Origin of the sequence: Mesorhizobium sp. M0030, from assembly GCF_040323695.1 — a bacterium.
Taxonomy (GTDB): domain Bacteria; phylum Pseudomonadota; class Alphaproteobacteria; order Rhizobiales; family Rhizobiaceae; genus Mesorhizobium.
Map to the genome: position 1 here is coordinate 183,319 of NZ_JAMYVE010000008.1, position 16,436 is coordinate 199,754.

The window sequence follows — 16,436 nt, forward strand, 5'->3', positions numbered from 1 at the left end:
TGACTACCGAGCCTTTTGATAGCGGATGTAGAACAGCGTCAGGCCGAGAGAGATCAGCAGGATGACCACGGCGCTCGCCGAGGCCTGCGACAGGTTGTAGCTCGAAAACGCCAGCTTGTACGTGTAGGTGCTCAGGACCTCGGTCGAGTAGATCGGACCGCCACCCGTCGTTATCCAGATCAATGGAAAGACCTGCATGGTCCAGATGAAGTCGAGCAGCGAGATGCTGATGATGATCGGCATCAGCTGCGGAATGGTGATGAAGATCAGCTTCTGGTAGGCCTTCGCGCCGTCGATATCGGCGGCCTCGTAGAAATCCTTGGGAATGCCCTGCAAGCCTGCGAGCAGGCTGACCATGAAAAGCGGGTAGCCCGCCCAGATATTGGCGAAGGTGACGGCGTGCAGCGCGGTCGCGGGCGAGGAAAACCACTCGACCTTGGAACCGATGATGCCCATCTGCATGAGAACACTGTTCACGACACCATTCGGCTCAAGCAGAAGGCGCCAGATCACCGCGATAATCACCGCGGTGAACAGCCAGGGCAGTATGTACAGCACGCGCAGGATGTTGCGCAGCGTCGGATTGATGCGGTCGCTGTTCAGCATGAGTGCGAAGAGCATGCCGATGGTCATATGGAAGACGACACTCATGCAGGTGAAGTAGAGCGTGTGCCACAGCGAGGCCCAGAACACCGGATCGGCAAAGATCGCCTGGTAGTGTTTCAGTCCGGCAAAGGACGGGTCGCGACGCAGCACCGCGCTGTTCTGGAACGAATAGCCAATCACCGTCACCATCGGCAGCAGCATCAGAAGGCCGATTATGAGGAGCGATGGTGACAGATAGAGATAGGGTGCGACCGCTCGTTTCAGTCGATGGTGGGAGCGCTTCTGCCCGGTCATGTGCGACCTCTGGGATGTGCCTTCAGGAGGAAGGTGCGCTTCAAAAACAGGTCCATCTCAAATTGCCGATCCGTTGTTGACGGGTGGCCTGGCCGAGGCCGGGCCACCCGGTGGAAGATAGCAAACGGGCAATGGGCCGCTCAGAATTTCGCCATCCAGCCCTTTTGAGCGTTGGTTGCGGCTTGTTCCGGAGACTGCTCGCCGGCAAGCATCTTCTGAGCCTCCACGTCGAACTGGGTCATCAGGTCTTCAGCCACCGGCAGGCCCGTGAACTCGTTGGCGAGATAGCCGGTCTTGAAGATTTCGAAAGCCTTGGCGAAAGCCTTGTCCGAGGTCACGAAATCGGGCTTGGCGTTGACGTTCCCCGGGAAGGCGTTTGCAAGCGACACGAGCTTGGCATTCACCTTTTCACTCATCAGATATTGGACGAGCTTCCAGGCTTCATCCTGATGTTTCGAGGCGGCAGAGATGCCGATGCCCCAGGAGGCATAGGGAAGGCCGCGCTTGCCGCTGTAGTCCGCCACGACTGGGACCGGGATGAGGTCGAAGTTCAGCTTGGGATTGCGTTTGCGGATGAGATTCACATGCGCGAGCGAGTCGATCATCATTCCGACCCGATCGTTGACGAATTCCTCGACCTTTTCCTGCTCGGTCTTGGTGGCAATGCCGGGCGAGATGACGCCGGCGTCGTTCAGCGATTTGACGAAAGTGAGCATATCGACGACCGGCTTGCCCTCGAGAGCCGGCTTGCCTTCAACCATCATCGATTGACCCGAGGCCCAGACCCACGACATCAGGTCGTTCTGGACACCGGACGGCGTTTGCAGCGACAGCGGCAGCACCCAACCATACTGGTTCTTGTCGGCATGGGTCATCTTCTTGGCGGCTTCGAGAAACTCCGCGCGGGTCGACGGCAGCTTGGTCACGCCTGCCTGGGCGGCGAGGTCCAGATTGACGAAGACCGGATAGACGAACGAAGCCACGGGAAACATCACCGCCTTGCCGTCCACCTTGATGATATCCGCGACCTGGGTCTTGTCGAACCCGCTCGCATCCATCATCGGGTTCATGTCGGCCAGCGCACCCTGCGCGTTCAGATTGTTCACCCAGGCGCCGTCGAGACCGACGACGTCGCTGAGCGTTCCGGTTGCGGCGCCGACCGAGATCTGGTCTCGCGTGGTCGCATAGGGACCGCTGACCAGCGTCACCTTGATGCCGGGGTTTGCAGCCTCGAAGTCGTTCATGATTGCCCTGAGCGATCCCGCCGGCAATTCGGGCTCCCACCATTGGGTGAATTCCAGCGTCGTGTCCGCCATGGCGCCGGTTGCACCAAGCAACCATGCGACCGCGGCTATTTTCAGCATCGCGGGTCGTATCCGAAACATCATTTTCTCCTCCTTCTTCAAGATCGGCCGCACAATGCGGACGATCGTCTGTTCATTCAGAAGCCTTCTTGTATCTTCCGCAGGCACCTCGCTCCCGCCCGCGGTCTTCCGCAGATCTTCAGATCGCCAGATGCGTTTCGGGATCGAAGAAATGGAACTTGGCATCATCCACGGCCAACCGGATTTCCGAGCCGGAGCGGACGGCGCTGATCGGCTCGAACCTCGCCACCGCGTTCGACGCCAGGCCGAAATCGTCCACCGCATCCGGATCGCCGGAGTCCACCCGGACCGCGTCGATGTTCATGTGGACGATCTGTTCGGAGCCGAGTTCCTCGATCGAGGTCACCCTGGCCGGTATCGTCTGATACTTGCGACCGGATTCAAGGCTGCTGTCATAAAGATCCTCCGGTCTGATCCCGAACACGACCTTGCGCCCCGCATACGACCTCAAGGCCGGCCTGCGCACGAAGGCTGCATCCTGCAGCCGGACGGCGAAGTCGCGAAAAGCGAGCTCGCCGCCCTTCAGGGTCGCCTCGAAAAGGTTCATCGAAGGAGAGCCGATGAAGCCGGCAACGAAGGCGTTAACCGGCGATTCATAGAGCCTCTTGGGTGTGTCGACCTGCTGCAGCACACCGCCTTTCAACACCGCGACTCTGTCGCCCATCGTCATCGCTTCGATCTGATCGTGGGTCACGTAAATGGTCGTGACGCCGAGCTGCTTTTGCAGGCTGGTGATTTCGGCGCGCATTTGCACACGCAGTTTCGCATCCAGATTGGAAAGCGGCTCGTCCATGAGAAAGGCGGCCGGCTCGCGCACCATGGCGCGGCCCATGGCAACCCGTTGACGCTGCCCGCCTGACAGGTTCGCGGGTTTGCTGTCCAGCAAAGACGTCAGCTGAAGAGTTTTGGCGATCTCGTCCACGCGCTTCTTGCGCTCGGCCTTCGGCTTGCCTGCCAGCCGCATCGAAAAGGCGATGTTTTCGGATACCGTCATATGCGGGTAGAGCGCGTAGCTCTGGAACACCATCGCGATGTCGCGGTCCTTGGGCGGCATGTCGACGACGTCGACCCCGCCGATCCGAAGGCTGCCGCTGGTGATGTCTTCCAACCCCGCGATCATTCGCAACGCCGTGGATTTGCCGCAGCCGGAAGGCCCGACGAGGATCAAGAACTCGCCGTCCTTGACCGACAGGTTCAACTGGTCGATTGCGCGAAAACTGTTCCCGTAGGTTTTGCAGATCTTCTCAAGAATGACTTCTGCCATATTCCTCCCTCCACAAGTATAAGCCCTGATTTTTTATGATTCTCCTGGGCTTGTGTTCGCCTGCGAAATGTTTCGTCGGATCGTTTCAGGTCATGCTCCAGCATCCACATGCGCATTTTTCAGGTCGACTGCTGACGGCGCGTTCGCCGATGCCAGGAGTTGCGTGACCTGGTCCCCGGTCGGAAGCGCCTCGCGCCCGCCACGCCCCGTTATCGAAACGGCCGCCGCCGCGGCCGCGAATGCCACCCGGCCCGCGGTGTCGGCTCCGCGCGTCAACGCATAGGCATAGGCGCCATGAAAGCAGTCACCCGCGCCTGTGGAGTCGACGACCGCAACCCGGTGCGGGGGCAGGTGCCAGAGACCTGTCTCTTCACGGCCGCGATAGTACACACCCCTGCCGCCATCGGTCAGAACCACCGCGGACCGCGACGGCAACCACAAGGCATCGAGCATCTCGGTGGGCGATCGGCGCCCCGTGGCAGTCTGCGCAAAGCTAAGTGGCAAAATGAGATGGTCGCAGAGCGCGATCAGCCGCTCCGTGGCGGGGCCGCTGCTCCATTCGATATCGCCGAGGATCGCAAGGCCGAGATCGCGAGCCCGAGCCACGACATCCAGCGACCCGGTCGCATAGCTATCGACGATCAGGACGGTTGCGCGGCTGAGGATATCGTCCGGAAAGTCCGGAGCGGTGCCCAGCATCGCATCGTCGTCATACGCGATGAACCTTTCCCCGTCCGAGCCGACGGTGATCCGCGAGTGCACCGGGCGCGCGTCGGGATGGCGCGGCGCGAATGCGGTTTCAATACCGCTCGCCACGAGATCGAGCTGCACCGCGTCGTCCGCGGCACTGGCCAGCCATCCGACGAACCCGGCGGTTCCGCCGAGCCGCGCGACGGCGGCCAGCGCCGTCGCGACATTTCCCCCGAAGGCGCGGGTACTTTGCAGAACCTTACCCTTGCCCGCCGACAATGGCTGATCGACGTAGACTATGTCGTCGATCGCAATAGCGCCGAAGCCGAGGATTGAGGGGATGGTGGGCATCGTTCAGGCGCCCGCCTTCGCCAGGGCGTCTTGCGCCGAAAGGCCGTCATGGATGACGCCGCGAAAGGCAAGCGCTGCCTTCTCCGGATCGCCGTGCCCCCAGAGATTGCGGCCGACCACGGCGCCGTGCGCGCCGGCACGGATGGCGTCCGCCGTCTGCTGAAGCGCGCCGAGCAGCGTATCGGTCTTTGGACCGCCCGCGATGACAACCGGCACCGGGCAGGTCCGGACGGTCTCCCGGAACGACTCGAAATCGCCGGTGTAGCCGATCTTGATCACGTCGACGCCGGACTCGTAACCGATGCGCGCCGCATAGGCGATCTCGTCGGGGGTGAAGACGATCTTTGCTCCGTCGGTGAAATCGCGAGGGTAGATATGCGCCACCACAGGCATGCCGTAGCGGGCCGCCGCATTCACCGAATCGGTCAGCCAGCGTATGTATTTGCCCTCCGTCGCGCCGCGCACCGGAATGGCCACGGCCAACGCATCGGCCCCCGCGCGCACCGCGTCCTCGGGCGTTGCGATCAACTCGCTGATGCGATCGTCCGCAGTGAAGCAGCCCGCCTGAATCACCAGGGAAGCTTTGCCCGCATATTGCGGCCACAGATGGCGCGCGGTGCCAGGCTGGATGCTGACGTAGTCGGGTTTGCCCGCCATGACGCGTGCGAGCGCACCCGGCAGGTCGGCAAGGCCGCCTTTGCGCACGTCGCCATAGCCGACGAAGTGGTCGACCGCGCCGCCAAAAAGGTTCCCCGATGGATGCGAGAAGAGGCGCGCGAGGCGCACCTTGGTTCCTAGGCTCATGAGTCCAAAATTCCCTGATCGGTTGATTTAAAAATGCTCGATCCAGTGTTTCCGAAAGCAAAAAGAAAAACAATCTTTCGAAAGCTTTCGAATCTGCATATTTCCGGTAAGGTGAGCCGAGGCCGGCGCGATTGCTCGGCGCAGGCAGGCAAGGGCAGGGCAATGTTGTCGGAGCAGAGACGCCAATCGATCCTGGGCGAGGTGCAACGCAGCGGACAGGTTCGCATCAAGGACCTGTCGGACGGGTTTGGCGTGTCGGAGGTCACGGTGCGCTCCGACCTCGAAATACTGGACCGCAAGGGACTGCTGACCAAGACCCGTGGAGGAGCGGTGACCCGGACCACCGATTCGACGACGGCCGCGTTCGCGCGGCGGATGCAAACGAACCTCGACGCAAAGAAGCGCATCGCCCGGGCGGCGCTCGACCTTTTCGAGGACAACCAGTCGATCATCTTCGACGGTGGCTCGACCTTGATGCAGCTTGCCATGCAGTTACCGCCGCTCAGCAATGTCGTGGTCGCGGCCACGGCCATGAATATCGTGCAGCATCTTATGCATCGTCCCGGGCTCGACGTTCATATGATCGGCGGCCGGGTCTATCCCGACACGGTGAGCACGCTGATCACCGATGCCGATACGGCTCTCGGCGGCCTGGTAGCGCATCAGGTCTTTGTTGGAGCGCATGCGATAGACTCGTCACTGGATGTGGTCGACGTGAACGAAGACATGGCGCGAACGAAGCGAAACCTCGTTCGCATGGCCCGGCGCGTTGTCCTGCTCGCCGATTCGAGCAAATGGGGCGTCAGCGGGACGTCCAAGGCATTTTCGCTGTCGGCCGTCGATGTGGTGATCACCGACGATGGCCTGCCCGGTCCAATACGCAGCGAGCTTGATAGGATCGGGGCCAAGGTGATCTATGCCTGAACCCATCCCGGTCTCTGATGCGCGACGGAAAGCGCGCATGATCCACGGGCTTCGCAGCGGCCGTCGGCCGTTTTTCATGCCGGTCATGTTCTCCTCCTCACGCTGGCGGCCTCCCAGTGCACGCCAGAATTCTCATAACTCTATAAAAACTTTACGCGCGTCAATATTTAAAGTCCTGTATAGCGGATTGCGGGGGGTCGTGGAACTGCAACGGTTGCGCAGCATGCCCTTGGCTTCGGAGGAAAGCTGGAAATGCACGGAAAATCAGAGACAAAGCTCGGCATCGGTGTCATCGGCTGCGGCAACATCTCGATGACCTATCTGCGCAATGCAGCGCTCTTTGGTGGTGTCGAGCTACGCGCCTGCGCCGACATTTCCGCTGACATGGCCGAGCTGCGCGCCAGGGAATACGGCATCCGCGCCCTCGGCGTTGACGCGCTGCTGGCCGACCCCAATATCGACCTCGTGCTGAACCTGACAATCCCCGCGGCGCATTTCGATATTTCGTTCTCGGCGCTTTCGGCGGGCAAGCACGTCTTCACCGAAAAGCCGTTGGCAACCTCCGCCGCCGACGGCCGCCGGCTTGTCGCCGAGGCGGCCAGGCGCGGCCTGCTGATCGGCTCGGCGCCGGACACATTCCTGGGCGCCGCCGGCCGCCGCGCTCGCCGGCTGATGGATGACGGCGCCATCGGCAAGCCGGTGACCGGTACCGCCTTCATGATGGGACGCGGCATGGAGCACTGGCATCCCAATCCGCAATTCTACTATCAGCCCGGTGGCGGCCCGGTCTTCGATATGGGTCCCTATTACCTGACCATGCTGGTCAATCTGCTCGGCCCGGTCGAGCGCGTCATGGCGATGGCTACACGCGGCCAGGAGGAGAGGCTGATCACGGCCGACGGGCCGTTCAAGAACACAACATTCAAGGTCGGCACGCCGACCAACATAATGTCGCTGCTCGAATTCCGCTCGGGCGCCACCGTCACCTTCGGCGCCTCCTGGGACGTGTTCAAACACTCCAACCATCCGATCGAACTGCACGGCACCGAAGGCTCAATGAGACTGCCCGATCCCGACACGTTTGGCGGCACCGTTTCGCTGTCGGCGCGTGGCGCCGACTGGGCCGATTTCGCCAGCGAGAGCGAACTCTATGGCGACCGCAACTGGCCCTATTCCGCGCCCGACCGCGCCAATCACCGCATGCTCGGCGTCGCCGATCTGGCGCGCGCGCTGGCCGCGGGCAGAAAGCCGCGCGCCTCCGGTGAGCTGGCGCTGCATGTGCTTGAGATCATGGAGGCGATCCTGGCTTCGGGCGAAAGCCGTGGCTCGGTTGCCGTCAACGGCACGGTCGACCAGCCGCCGCTGCTTGGCGAAGACGAAGCGGCAACCCTGCTTGCCTGACGGAGGTTCGCCCGTGACGCCATCGCCACCGTCCCCGTCGCCCCTAGATCCGGAGGCCCGGCATGTGCTCGAGCTCGGCAGCCAGGCCGGCGCGCCGCCGTTCGAAACGGGAACGCCTGAGCAGGCGCGCCGCGCCTACAATGAAGGCTTCCCGACCCTGCAAGGCGAGCGCGAGCTGGTCGCGTCGATCAGCGATCGCATCATTGCAGGACCCGGCGGTCCGCTGAGGCTCAGGATCTATCGCGGGCAGGGCGCGCCTTCGGCAGGCGCTCCGGCGCTGCTCTATCTCCATGGCGGCGGCTGGGTAATCGGCAATCTCGACTCGCATGACGAGATCTGCCGCTGGTTCGCCAACGAGGCAGTCGCTGTCGTCGTTTCCGTCGACTACCGGCTGGCGCCGGAACACAAATTCCCGGCGGCAATAGAGGATTGCCGCGCAACGCTCAACTTCATGCAAAGCGCGGCGGACGAACTCGGCATCGAGGCTGCCAGCATTGCGGTTGCCGGCGACAGCGCCGGCGGCAATCTCGCTACGGTGCTCGGCCTGCTCACGCGGGGGGACAAAAATCCGCCGGCAGCGCAGCTGCTGTTTTATCCCAACACCGATGCCGGGCAGACGACGGACAGCTATCGCCGCTTCGCCATAGGCTTTGGCCTGACCGCCTCGACCATGGCCTGGTTCCGCGACCATTATGTCCGCAATGCCGCCGACATCGGCGACTGGCGTACCTCACCGCTGAAGGCGGAAAGCCTCGCCGGTGCGCCGCCCACCTTCATCGCCATCGCCGGTCACGACATCCTCGCCGACGAAGGCGAGGCCTATGCCAGGCGTCTGCAGCAGGCTGGCGTGCCGGTCGTGCTGGAACACTGGCCCGGTCAGATCCACGGCTTCGTCTCGATGGGCCGTCACGGCCCGGCAGCGAGACAGGCGGTTGCCGCCGCCATTGCCGCGTGGCGAAGCTTCGATCCTGCCTTTGGAAAGGCTCAAGCGGACTGACGCATCACCAGGGCGGCGTCGAGGCTGACCTTCGGCGCGACGTTTGCCGTATCCTCGTTGAGCAAAGCGAGCAGTGTCTCGACGCTGCGCCCCGCCATGGCGGCAAAATCCTGCGCGATGGTGGTCAGTGCGGGGCAGGTGTAGCGGCTCAGCGGATGGTCGTCATGGGCGGCGATACGCAGGTCGCAATCGGCCTTGCGGCCGATCTTCAGCCCTTTCGCGAAGGCTGCCGCCATCACGCCGAAAGCCAGGCGGTCATTCGCACACAGTATGGTCTTGCCGGGCAGACCTCCGGTCTTGCCGGGCAGACCCCCGGTCTTGCCCGGCAGGCCGCTGGCCCCGAGCATCTGTTCCATCTGCTTGTAGCCGATGCGCTCGAAATCCCATGTGTAGTCTCGGGTGTTGCCGATAACCACCGGCTCCTGGCCAAGTTGACGCATCGCGGCGACGTAACTGTTCAGGCGCTCCGGCGAATTGTGATTGACATGCGGGATGTCGAAATAGACCGGGGCGTCGCCGGAGCGGCAGAGATAGTCGACGATGGTCGAGACGCTCTGGGCATTGTTGTTGCCGACAAAGGGCGTGCCGCCTTCAAGATAGGTGTCGAAATAGACGACCGGCATTGTCTGGGTCAGCTTCTCCAGCGTGCGCCGGTCCGAGCGCAAGCCGAGCGGCGCGATCAGCGCGCCCGAAACTTTCAGCGACAGGATGGTACGTGTCGCCTCCATTTCGAGCTCGGTTGAGCCATGCGAGGAGATGACGATCGGCCAGTAGCCCTCGTCGCGCAGCCTGAGCTCGATGCGGCTGACCATTTCGGAATAGAAGGGATCGGTGACCGTCGGTACGACAATGCCGATGGCGCGGGTGCGCTTGCGGTTGAGGTTGCGGGCAAACAGATTGGGCTGGTAGTCGGACGACCGCAACGCCTCTTCGATGCGCTTGCGCGTTGCCGGCTTGACGCTGGTCGGATCGTCGAAATATTTCGACAGCGTCGGCCTGGAGACGCCGCAGGAGCGGGCGAAATCCTCCATCGTCTTGTGCGTCATTGGCATTCAATCCTCGTCTGGCACGCGCCAGAACCTCGGTCATCCCTTGACGCTGCCCACGGTCCTGCAGCCGGCGCGTCCGCCACGCAACGGCAGACGAAATTTACAGGAAACGTCAGTGGGTTCAACGCGCAATGACAGATTATACCGTGCGTAAATTTGTTCAATTGACGCGAAAATTGTCGCGCATCAAAGTCTCGGTCACAAAGAGCGCTGAAAAGTCCAGGCACCATGACACAACAGATCGATCGGCTTCTTTCCCAGCTATATCGTCGGCTCGATGCCGCCGCGATTGTGATCTGCGATGCTATCGATCCGCGCTATGGCGACGACCTCTCCGGCAAGGGCGGCGGCCAGCCCGAACTGGTCTTGCGTCCGCGCAACGCCGCCGACGTCGCCGAAATCCTGCGCCTATGCAGTGGTATCGGCCAGAAGCTGGTCGTCCATGGCGGCCGCACCGGGCTGGCCGGCGGCGCGCGCGTGCAACCGGGCGAAGCGGTGCTGTCGCTGGAGCGCATGACCGCGGTCGAAGCGCCCGACGGCGCCGCGGCAACCATCATCGCGGAAGCCGGCGCGCCGCTGCAAATGGTGCAGGAAGCGGCCGATGCGTCCGGCCTGATGTTCGGCGTCGATATCGGCGCGCGCGGCACGGCGACGGTCGGCGGCAACATCGCCACCAATGCTGGCGGCATTCGCGTGCTGCGCTACGGCATGTACCGCGCCCAGGTGCTGGGGCTGGAGGCCGTGCTTGCCGACGGCTCGATCCTGACTTCGTTGCGTGGCCTGGCCAAGGACAATTCGGGATACGATCTCAACCAGCTTTTCATTGGCAGCGAAGGCACGCTGGGCGTGGTTACTCGCGCCTGCCTGCGGCTGCATCCCAAGCCCGCCACCGAGGTTGCCGCCTTTTGCGCACTTGGCTCGCTGGAGGCGGCGATTGCGTTGCTGGGGTTGCTCAAGCAGCGGCTCGGGCCCTTGCTTTCGGCCTATGAGGTAAACTTCTCGCCGCTCTACGGCGCCATGATTGCCGGCATGGCCGCGCCGGCGCCGCTGCCTGCCGGCGCGCCGGTTTATGTTTTGGCCGAGATCCAGGGCAACCAGGCCGAGCTGGACGGCGAGCGTTTCGCTTCGGTGCTGATGCAGGCGGTCGAGGACGGCATCGTCGCCGACGTGGTCGTCTCGCAGTCGCCGCGCGAATTCCGTGCGCTATGGGATGTGCGCGAAGAGGCCAACCGCTTCCTGTTTGCGATCGAGGGCATGATCGGCGTCGACATCAGCATCCCGTTGGCGACGATGGCGGGTTTCCTGCGCAACGCCGAAGCCGCGATCCACGCCGTCGACAGCCGCGCCGAGATCTACGTCTTCGGCCATCTCGGCGACGGCAATCTGCACTATCAGGTCGACACCACGGAACCGGCGGCCGCCTATGAGATCATCTATCGCGGCGTGGCGGCATGCGGTGGCGCCGTCTCGGCCGAGCACGGCATCGGCCTCGACAAGAAGAAATGGCTGAACCTCGTGCGCAGCGACGCCGAAATATCAGCCATGCGCCGGCTGAAGGTGGCGTTCGATCCGCACAACATTCTCAACCCAGGGCGGATTTTCGATATCATTTGATCGCCAGGAGAATCTAGCTTGCAACTGGCGAGAGCAGCGCGTGTAAGTCGACCGTTCTCATCTGCTCGACGCCGTCCAGAGTCATATTTCCCGCGACATAGACGATGATTGCCAGACCGAGCCAGCCGATCCAGCGATACCTGGCAAGCAGCGCCGCCACCAGCGTCGAGGCGACCGCCATCAGAACCACCGACAGGATGAGACCGAACACCAGCGCATTCATGTCGTGGGCGGCGGCGCCCGCCACGGCCAGCACATTGTCCAGCGACATCGAGACATCGGCGACGACGATCTGCAGGATCGCGGTGCGCAGCGCCTTGGCCGGCCGCGCCGTCGCAAGTGCTACGGCTTCAGTGTCGACGTCCTCGCCGTCGCCGGCCGAGCGCAACTCCTGGAACATGTTCCAGCACACCCAGAACAAAAGCATGCCGCCGACCAGCATGATCCCAGGAATTTCCAGCAGCTGCACCGCGATCACGGCAAAGACGATGCGGATCACCGCCGCCGCGGCAATGCCGGCGATGATCGCCTTCTGCCGCAACGCCTTGGCGAGGCCTGCGGCCGCCATGCCGATCACCACGACATTGTCGCCAGACAGCACAAGGTTGATGGTGATGACTTCCAGATAGGCGGCGACAGTCGTCTGGTCGAAACTCATAAAGCGGTCTCCCCGGAAGGCTCCGGCTGGTTGCGGGCGCATCGGACCGATGTCTGCGCAACGCGAAGACAGCTGATTTGAGTGCAGCCCGGTATTGAAACAAGACGCCAGCGCGGCCAATCGGTCCTCATCCACGGAATTCATCGCCGGTTCGTGATTTCCGACCAGAAATGCCCGTCCCAGAATGCCCATCATGGAAGGAAGACAAAAGCGTTCCGCTTGCCTATCAATATTGCCGACCAAAGGAGAGACGAGCATGAGCAAGACGGCACTGATTTTCTGGGGCGGATGGGAAGGCCACACGCCGGCTCGCAGCGCCGCTGTCGTCAGCGAGATATTGACGGGGCATGGCTTCGAAGTGCGGATAGAAGAGGGCACATCGGCGCTCGCCGATCCGCAGCTCCCGGCCATCGATCTGATCGTGCCGGTGATCACCATGTCGACGATCGATAAACCGGAGCTGCAAAACCTCACCGCCGCCGTCAGCGGCGGGACCGGCCTTGCCGGCTTCCATGGCACCATGGGCGACAGTTTTCGCAACGAACCGGCCTATCAGTTCATGACCGGCGGCCAATGGGTCGCGCACCCCGGCGACATCATCGACTACCGTGTCGACATCATCAGCGACGATCCGATCGTCAGGGGTATCGAGGGTTTCGCCTACCATTCCGAGCAGTATTACATGCATGTCGACCCGAGCAACGAGGTGCTGGCGACGACGACGTTCAGCGGTGAGCATCTCGACTTCATCGACGGCGTCGTCATGCCCGTGGTCTGGAAGCGCCGCTATGGCAAGGGCCGCGTCTTCTTCAGCGCGCTCGGCCACACCGCGGATGAGTTTTCCGTGCCGCAAATGCGCACCATTCTCGAGCGTGGGGTGCTGTGGGCCAGCCGATCGGCCTGATCCCGGGCTTGGCGTCAAGCTGAGCGCAGTGGGACGGATTGCTTATAGCGATCGTCCAGTTCCGCGAAGCGGCGCTCCCGACACTGCTGGGGGCGCGCTGGCGAAGGAATCGCCAATGCCATGACACTCGAGCCGTATCGTTCGACGGGCGGCTTTTCGGAGGACTGGATGGCGTCGGGATACGGGAAAGTAGAAGACTCTAATTCTCTCTGAATCCTCGATTGAGCGAGTCGCGAACCGGCGCCAGCATATAGTCGAGCAGTGTGTGCTCGCCAGTCAGGATCATCACTTCGGCAGGCATGCCGGGCGACAATTTTACGTCATGGAGGTTTGCGAGGTCAGCCATATCGACTTTGATCTTGGCGAGAAAATAGGGTTCTCCGGTCCTCTCGTCCGTCAGCCGGTCGGCCGATACCGAGGTGAGCAACCCGTGGATTTGCGGAAGATGCCGTGTTGGATAGGCTGACAGCACAACGCGTGCCGGCATGTCCGGATGCACCATGTCGATGTCCCGCGGCTTGATCCGTGAATCGATGACCAGGTTGGACTCATTCGGAACGATATCGAGGAGGGGCTGGCCGCTGGAAATCACGCCAGATTCAGTTGTGACACGCACGTTCATCACTGTTCCCGCGATCGGCGCGACAATGTCAGTCCTGGCCAGCACATCCTGACGCGAGGGTAACAGGCTCCGCAATTCGGCCAGATCGCCGCGCACCTTGCCAAGATCCTCGTTCGCTTTCTCACCATCCTGTTGCCGCAAATTGAGAAGCTGCAGCTCGGTCTCGCCGATCTGCTGTTCGTTGCGCGCGACCTGCGACCGGTTCGACGCCTGGCTCGCTCGGATGTCGGCCTGGGCACGCTGCAGCGCAAGGATCCGCGGCAGGCGCTCCAATCCCTTTTTGTACATTTCCTGTGCCGAAGCGATCTCGCGGTCGATCAGCCCCAGTTGCTCCTCCTCGGCTGCGATCACTTCCCTGGACCCGGTGATTTGCTCCTCTATCTGCCGTATCCGCTTGTTGAGGATCTGCTCGCGCCCCTCGCGAGTGGCAAGGCGGCTGCGAAGCAGTTCCTGCTCTTCAGCGGCCACTTTCTGCCCGGCCTGGTTGTCAGCCGATGTCAGTTCCTTGGGAAAAATGATCTGATCTTCTCCGGCAAGCTCCGCACCCAAGCGCGCTTCGACGGCCAGCAAGCGAATGTAGCGCTCATGCAGCTCGTCGTAGCGGCCCTGTGCATCGGTCGTCTTCATGCTTATCAGAACCTGGCCCGCTGTGACCTTGTCGCCATCCCGCACGTGGATCATCCCGATGATGCCGCCCTCCAGATGCTGAACGGTCTTCCGGTAGCCGTCCGGGCTGACGATGCCGGGGGCCACGATGGCGCTGGCCAGGAGGGCCACGTCTGACCAGAGGGCGATGCCGCCGACAAAGAACAGCGCGGAGAAATAGCCGAGTATACGCGCTGGACGCGTCCGGCGATTCAGGTCGCGCTTGCTATCGCGATATGCAGACGAACGCCGCCGGACAAGCCCGACAAGCACGAGCACGAACAGCGCGGTGGCGGTTGCAGCCAGCGCGGCGCGCGCCGGCACGTCCAGGCTGTCGAAACGGTTCGAAGCCGCCGCAGCTAGATCTCCAGCAGCGACAACTAACCTGTCCAGCACGTCACGCAGGCTGGCCATCAGCATGTCCATCATCTTCGACAGGTCGCTAAATCGGTCGCTCATGGCTCACTCCGCCGCCTTCAATTTTGCCGGAACGACGACGCTGGTCTTGTCTTGCCCGGACGACGGCACGGCAGTCGGTTTGCGGTGACCGCCCAGCGCGCCCAGCACCTCGTCGCGCGTGCCGAACATCTTAACGGTGCCGTCGTGCATGAAAACGACATGATCCGCCGTACGCAGCAGGTTCGTCTGGTGGCTGACGAGAATGACGGTGCAGCCCCGTTCCTTCAAATGGTGAAGAACATTGAACAGAGCCATTTCACCATCGCCGTCGAGGCCAGTGTTCGGTTCGTCGAGCACGACGAGCGCGGGATTGCCGAATAGCGCCCGGGCGAGAGCGATGCGCTGACGTTGGCCACGCGAGATTCGCGCCCCATGCGGCCCCACCTCCGTTTGATAGCCATTTGGCATCCGCAATATCGTCTCGTGGATACCTGCGGCCTGCGCCGCGGCGATCACTGCGGCACTATCGACATCGCGCAAGCGCGCAATGTTGTCGGCGATCGTTCCCGGAAACAGCTCGACCTGCTGCGGCAGGTAGCCGATGTGCATTCCAAGCTGGTCCGAAGGCCAACTCGCGAGCTCTGCGCCGTCCAGCCTTACATGACCGAGCGAAGGCCGCAACGTTCCCACCATGAGGCGGCAAAGTGTGGTCTTGCCGGAACCCGACGGACCAATCACGCCGCAGGTCTCGCCGGCCTCGACGTTGAAGGATACTTTGTTCATCAGGGCCTGCTGTGTACCCGGCGCATGGTAGTGTGCGTTCTCGAGCCTTAGCCGGCCTTGCGGGCGGGGTAAGGTCACTTCACCGCCCTGCCTAGAATTGGTGTCCGCGAACAGGCGCATGAGGTTGCGACGCGCGGTGCGAGCGGTAACCAGGCTGCGCCAGGCTCCGATCGAGCGTTCTATCGGCGCAAGCGCGCGGCTCAGCAGTACCGATGCCGCGATCATCGATCCGGCCGTCAGTTCGCCGCGCAAGACAAAGTAGGCGCCAAGTCCCAGCACGGCCACTTGCAGGGCCATGCGCAGCGAGCGCGACAGGCTCCCGATGCTGGTCGTGCGACCGAGAAGTTGCGCCTGGATGGTCATCAACGACTGCTGCTTTTCTTCCCAGCGCTGCAGCGCCGAGCCCGACATGCCGAGCGAGCGCAACGTCTCAGCGCCATCGATGTATTGGCCGGCCGCGACCTGGTTGCGACGCAGCTCTGCCGACGTTTCCTGGCTCCTGCGGCGGGTAAAGAAATCATTGGCGAGCGCGCCGCAGAACAAAAGGATCGCCCCGATGAGTCCGAGCACGCCCAGTGCTGGGTGCAGAAGCCACATGAACGCCAGGAAGACGGGCGTCCACGGCGCGTCGAGAAAGGTCAGCATGCTGTCGCCACCGACGAAACCGCGCAGGTCCGCTACGTCCTTCAGGCCGGCCTCGACGTTGCTACCCGCGAGGCGAGCCTCCATGGCTCGTTCGATCACCGGGACGTTCAACTGGTCGTCGAGCCATTGGCTGATATGGCCGAGGATCATGCGGCGGGCTTGTTCCAAAAGGCCATAGACGGCGATCGCGCCGATCACCGCCAGGGTGAGCCACACCAGCGTGTCGATCGACCCGCTCGACAGCACCCTGTCGTAGATCTGCAGCATGTAGACGGTGCTGGCGAGCATCAGGACGTTTGCAAGCAGGCTGAAGATGAGCAGGGCGGGCGCCTGGCGCCGGGCCAGATGCATTACCTCTTCGAACTGCGGTCTTGGCTGCGGCACGGCTCGCCCCCCATTGT

14 protein-coding genes are annotated in these 16,436 nt (G+C 62.6%); 5 read left to right on the forward strand and 9 right to left on the reverse strand.

Annotated features, from left to right (window positions below; genetic code table 11):
• Nucleotides 1–3: 3 nt before the first annotated feature.
• The 5 genes from NKJ80_RS17935 to NKJ80_RS17955 all read right to left on the reverse strand — a co-directional run bounded on the left by NKJ80_RS17935 (nucleotide 4) and on the right by NKJ80_RS17955 (nucleotide 5,394).
• On the reverse strand, nucleotides 4–900 hold the full coding sequence (locus NKJ80_RS17935) for a carbohydrate ABC transporter permease (RefSeq protein WP_023682645.1): 897 nt from the start codon (nucleotides 898–900) through the stop codon (nucleotides 4–6).
• Nucleotides 901–1,040: 140 nt separating this feature from the next.
• Entirely contained in the window at nucleotides 1,041–2,288 is a 1,248-nt protein-coding gene (locus NKJ80_RS17940) for an ABC transporter substrate-binding protein (RefSeq protein WP_023830370.1), read from the reverse strand.
• 115 nt (nucleotides 2,289–2,403) lie between these two features.
• Nucleotides 2,404–3,549 carry an ABC transporter ATP-binding protein gene (locus NKJ80_RS17945; protein WP_023686996.1) on the reverse strand — a complete coding sequence of 382 codons (1,146 nt, stop codon included), beginning with the start codon at nucleotides 3,547–3,549 and terminating at the stop codon, nucleotides 2,404–2,406.
• Between the two features lie 90 nt (nucleotides 3,550–3,639).
• A complete protein-coding gene (locus NKJ80_RS17950) occupies nucleotides 3,640–4,590 on the reverse strand; it encodes a PfkB family carbohydrate kinase (protein WP_352498047.1) in 951 nt (316 codons plus the stop codon).
• 3 nt (nucleotides 4,591–4,593) lie between these two features.
• The gene (locus NKJ80_RS17955; protein WP_023682642.1) at nucleotides 4,594–5,394 is read right to left on the reverse strand and encodes a beta/alpha barrel domain-containing protein; all 801 of its coding nucleotides are present in this window, start codon (nucleotides 5,392–5,394) and stop codon (nucleotides 4,594–4,596) included.
• A gap of 162 nt (nucleotides 5,395–5,556) precedes the next feature.
• Between NKJ80_RS17955 and NKJ80_RS17960 the strand changes: the two genes are divergently transcribed.
• The 3 genes from NKJ80_RS17960 to NKJ80_RS17970 all read left to right on the forward strand — a co-directional run bounded on the left by NKJ80_RS17960 (nucleotide 5,557) and on the right by NKJ80_RS17970 (nucleotide 8,716).
• Entirely contained in the window at nucleotides 5,557–6,318 is a 762-nt protein-coding gene (locus NKJ80_RS17960; protein ID WP_023686999.1) for a DeoR/GlpR family DNA-binding transcription regulator, read from the forward strand.
• 252 nt (nucleotides 6,319–6,570) lie between these two features.
• Nucleotides 6,571–7,719, forward strand: coding sequence for a Gfo/Idh/MocA family protein (locus tag NKJ80_RS17965; protein WP_352498048.1), 1,149 nt, complete (start codon nucleotides 6,571–6,573; stop codon nucleotides 7,717–7,719).
• 64 nt (nucleotides 7,720–7,783) lie between these two features.
• Nucleotides 7,784–8,716: an alpha/beta hydrolase gene (locus tag NKJ80_RS17970; RefSeq protein WP_352498049.1), complete on the forward strand. Its 933-nt coding sequence runs from the start codon at nucleotides 7,784–7,786 to the stop codon at nucleotides 8,714–8,716.
• On the opposite strand, the gene NKJ80_RS17975 is transcribed toward NKJ80_RS17970, so the two are convergent.
• A complete protein-coding gene (locus NKJ80_RS17975) occupies nucleotides 8,704–9,768 on the reverse strand; it encodes a LacI family DNA-binding transcriptional regulator (RefSeq protein WP_031197970.1) in 1,065 nt (354 codons plus the stop codon). The two genes, NKJ80_RS17970 and NKJ80_RS17975, sit on opposite strands and share 13 nt — an antisense overlap.
• A gap of 225 nt (nucleotides 9,769–9,993) precedes the next feature.
• On the opposite strand from NKJ80_RS17975, the gene NKJ80_RS17980 reads away from it, so the two are divergent.
• On the forward strand, nucleotides 9,994–11,379 hold the full coding sequence (locus tag NKJ80_RS17980; RefSeq protein WP_023667911.1) for an FAD-binding oxidoreductase: 1,386 nt from the start codon (nucleotides 9,994–9,996) through the stop codon (nucleotides 11,377–11,379).
• A 13-nt stretch (nucleotides 11,380–11,392) separates the two neighbouring features.
• On the opposite strand, the gene NKJ80_RS17985 is transcribed toward NKJ80_RS17980, so the two are convergent.
• Nucleotides 11,393–12,037 (reverse strand): YjbE family putative metal transport protein, encoded by a 645-nt coding sequence (locus tag NKJ80_RS17985; RefSeq protein WP_023704794.1) that lies wholly within the window; start codon nucleotides 12,035–12,037, stop codon nucleotides 11,393–11,395.
• Between the two features lie 256 nt (nucleotides 12,038–12,293).
• Between NKJ80_RS17985 and NKJ80_RS17990 the strand changes: the two genes are divergently transcribed.
• Complete coding sequence (locus tag NKJ80_RS17990) at nucleotides 12,294–12,941, forward strand: ThuA domain-containing protein (RefSeq protein WP_023726317.1); 648 nt, start codon at nucleotides 12,294–12,296, stop codon at nucleotides 12,939–12,941.
• A 199-nt stretch (nucleotides 12,942–13,140) separates the two neighbouring features.
• Here the strand turns inward: NKJ80_RS17990 and NKJ80_RS17995 are convergent, their stop codons facing one another.
• Both NKJ80_RS17995 and NKJ80_RS18000 read right to left on the reverse strand, forming a co-directional pair.
• Nucleotides 13,141–14,667 (reverse strand): HlyD family type I secretion periplasmic adaptor subunit, encoded by a 1,527-nt coding sequence (locus NKJ80_RS17995; RefSeq protein ID WP_023732210.1) that lies wholly within the window; start codon nucleotides 14,665–14,667, stop codon nucleotides 13,141–13,143.
• Nucleotides 14,668–14,670: 3 nt separating this feature from the next.
• The gene (locus NKJ80_RS18000) at nucleotides 14,671–16,386 is read right to left on the reverse strand and encodes a type I secretion system permease/ATPase (protein WP_023726319.1); all 1,716 of its coding nucleotides are present in this window, start codon (nucleotides 16,384–16,386) and stop codon (nucleotides 14,671–14,673) included.
• Nucleotides 16,387–16,436 lie beyond the last annotated feature (50 nt).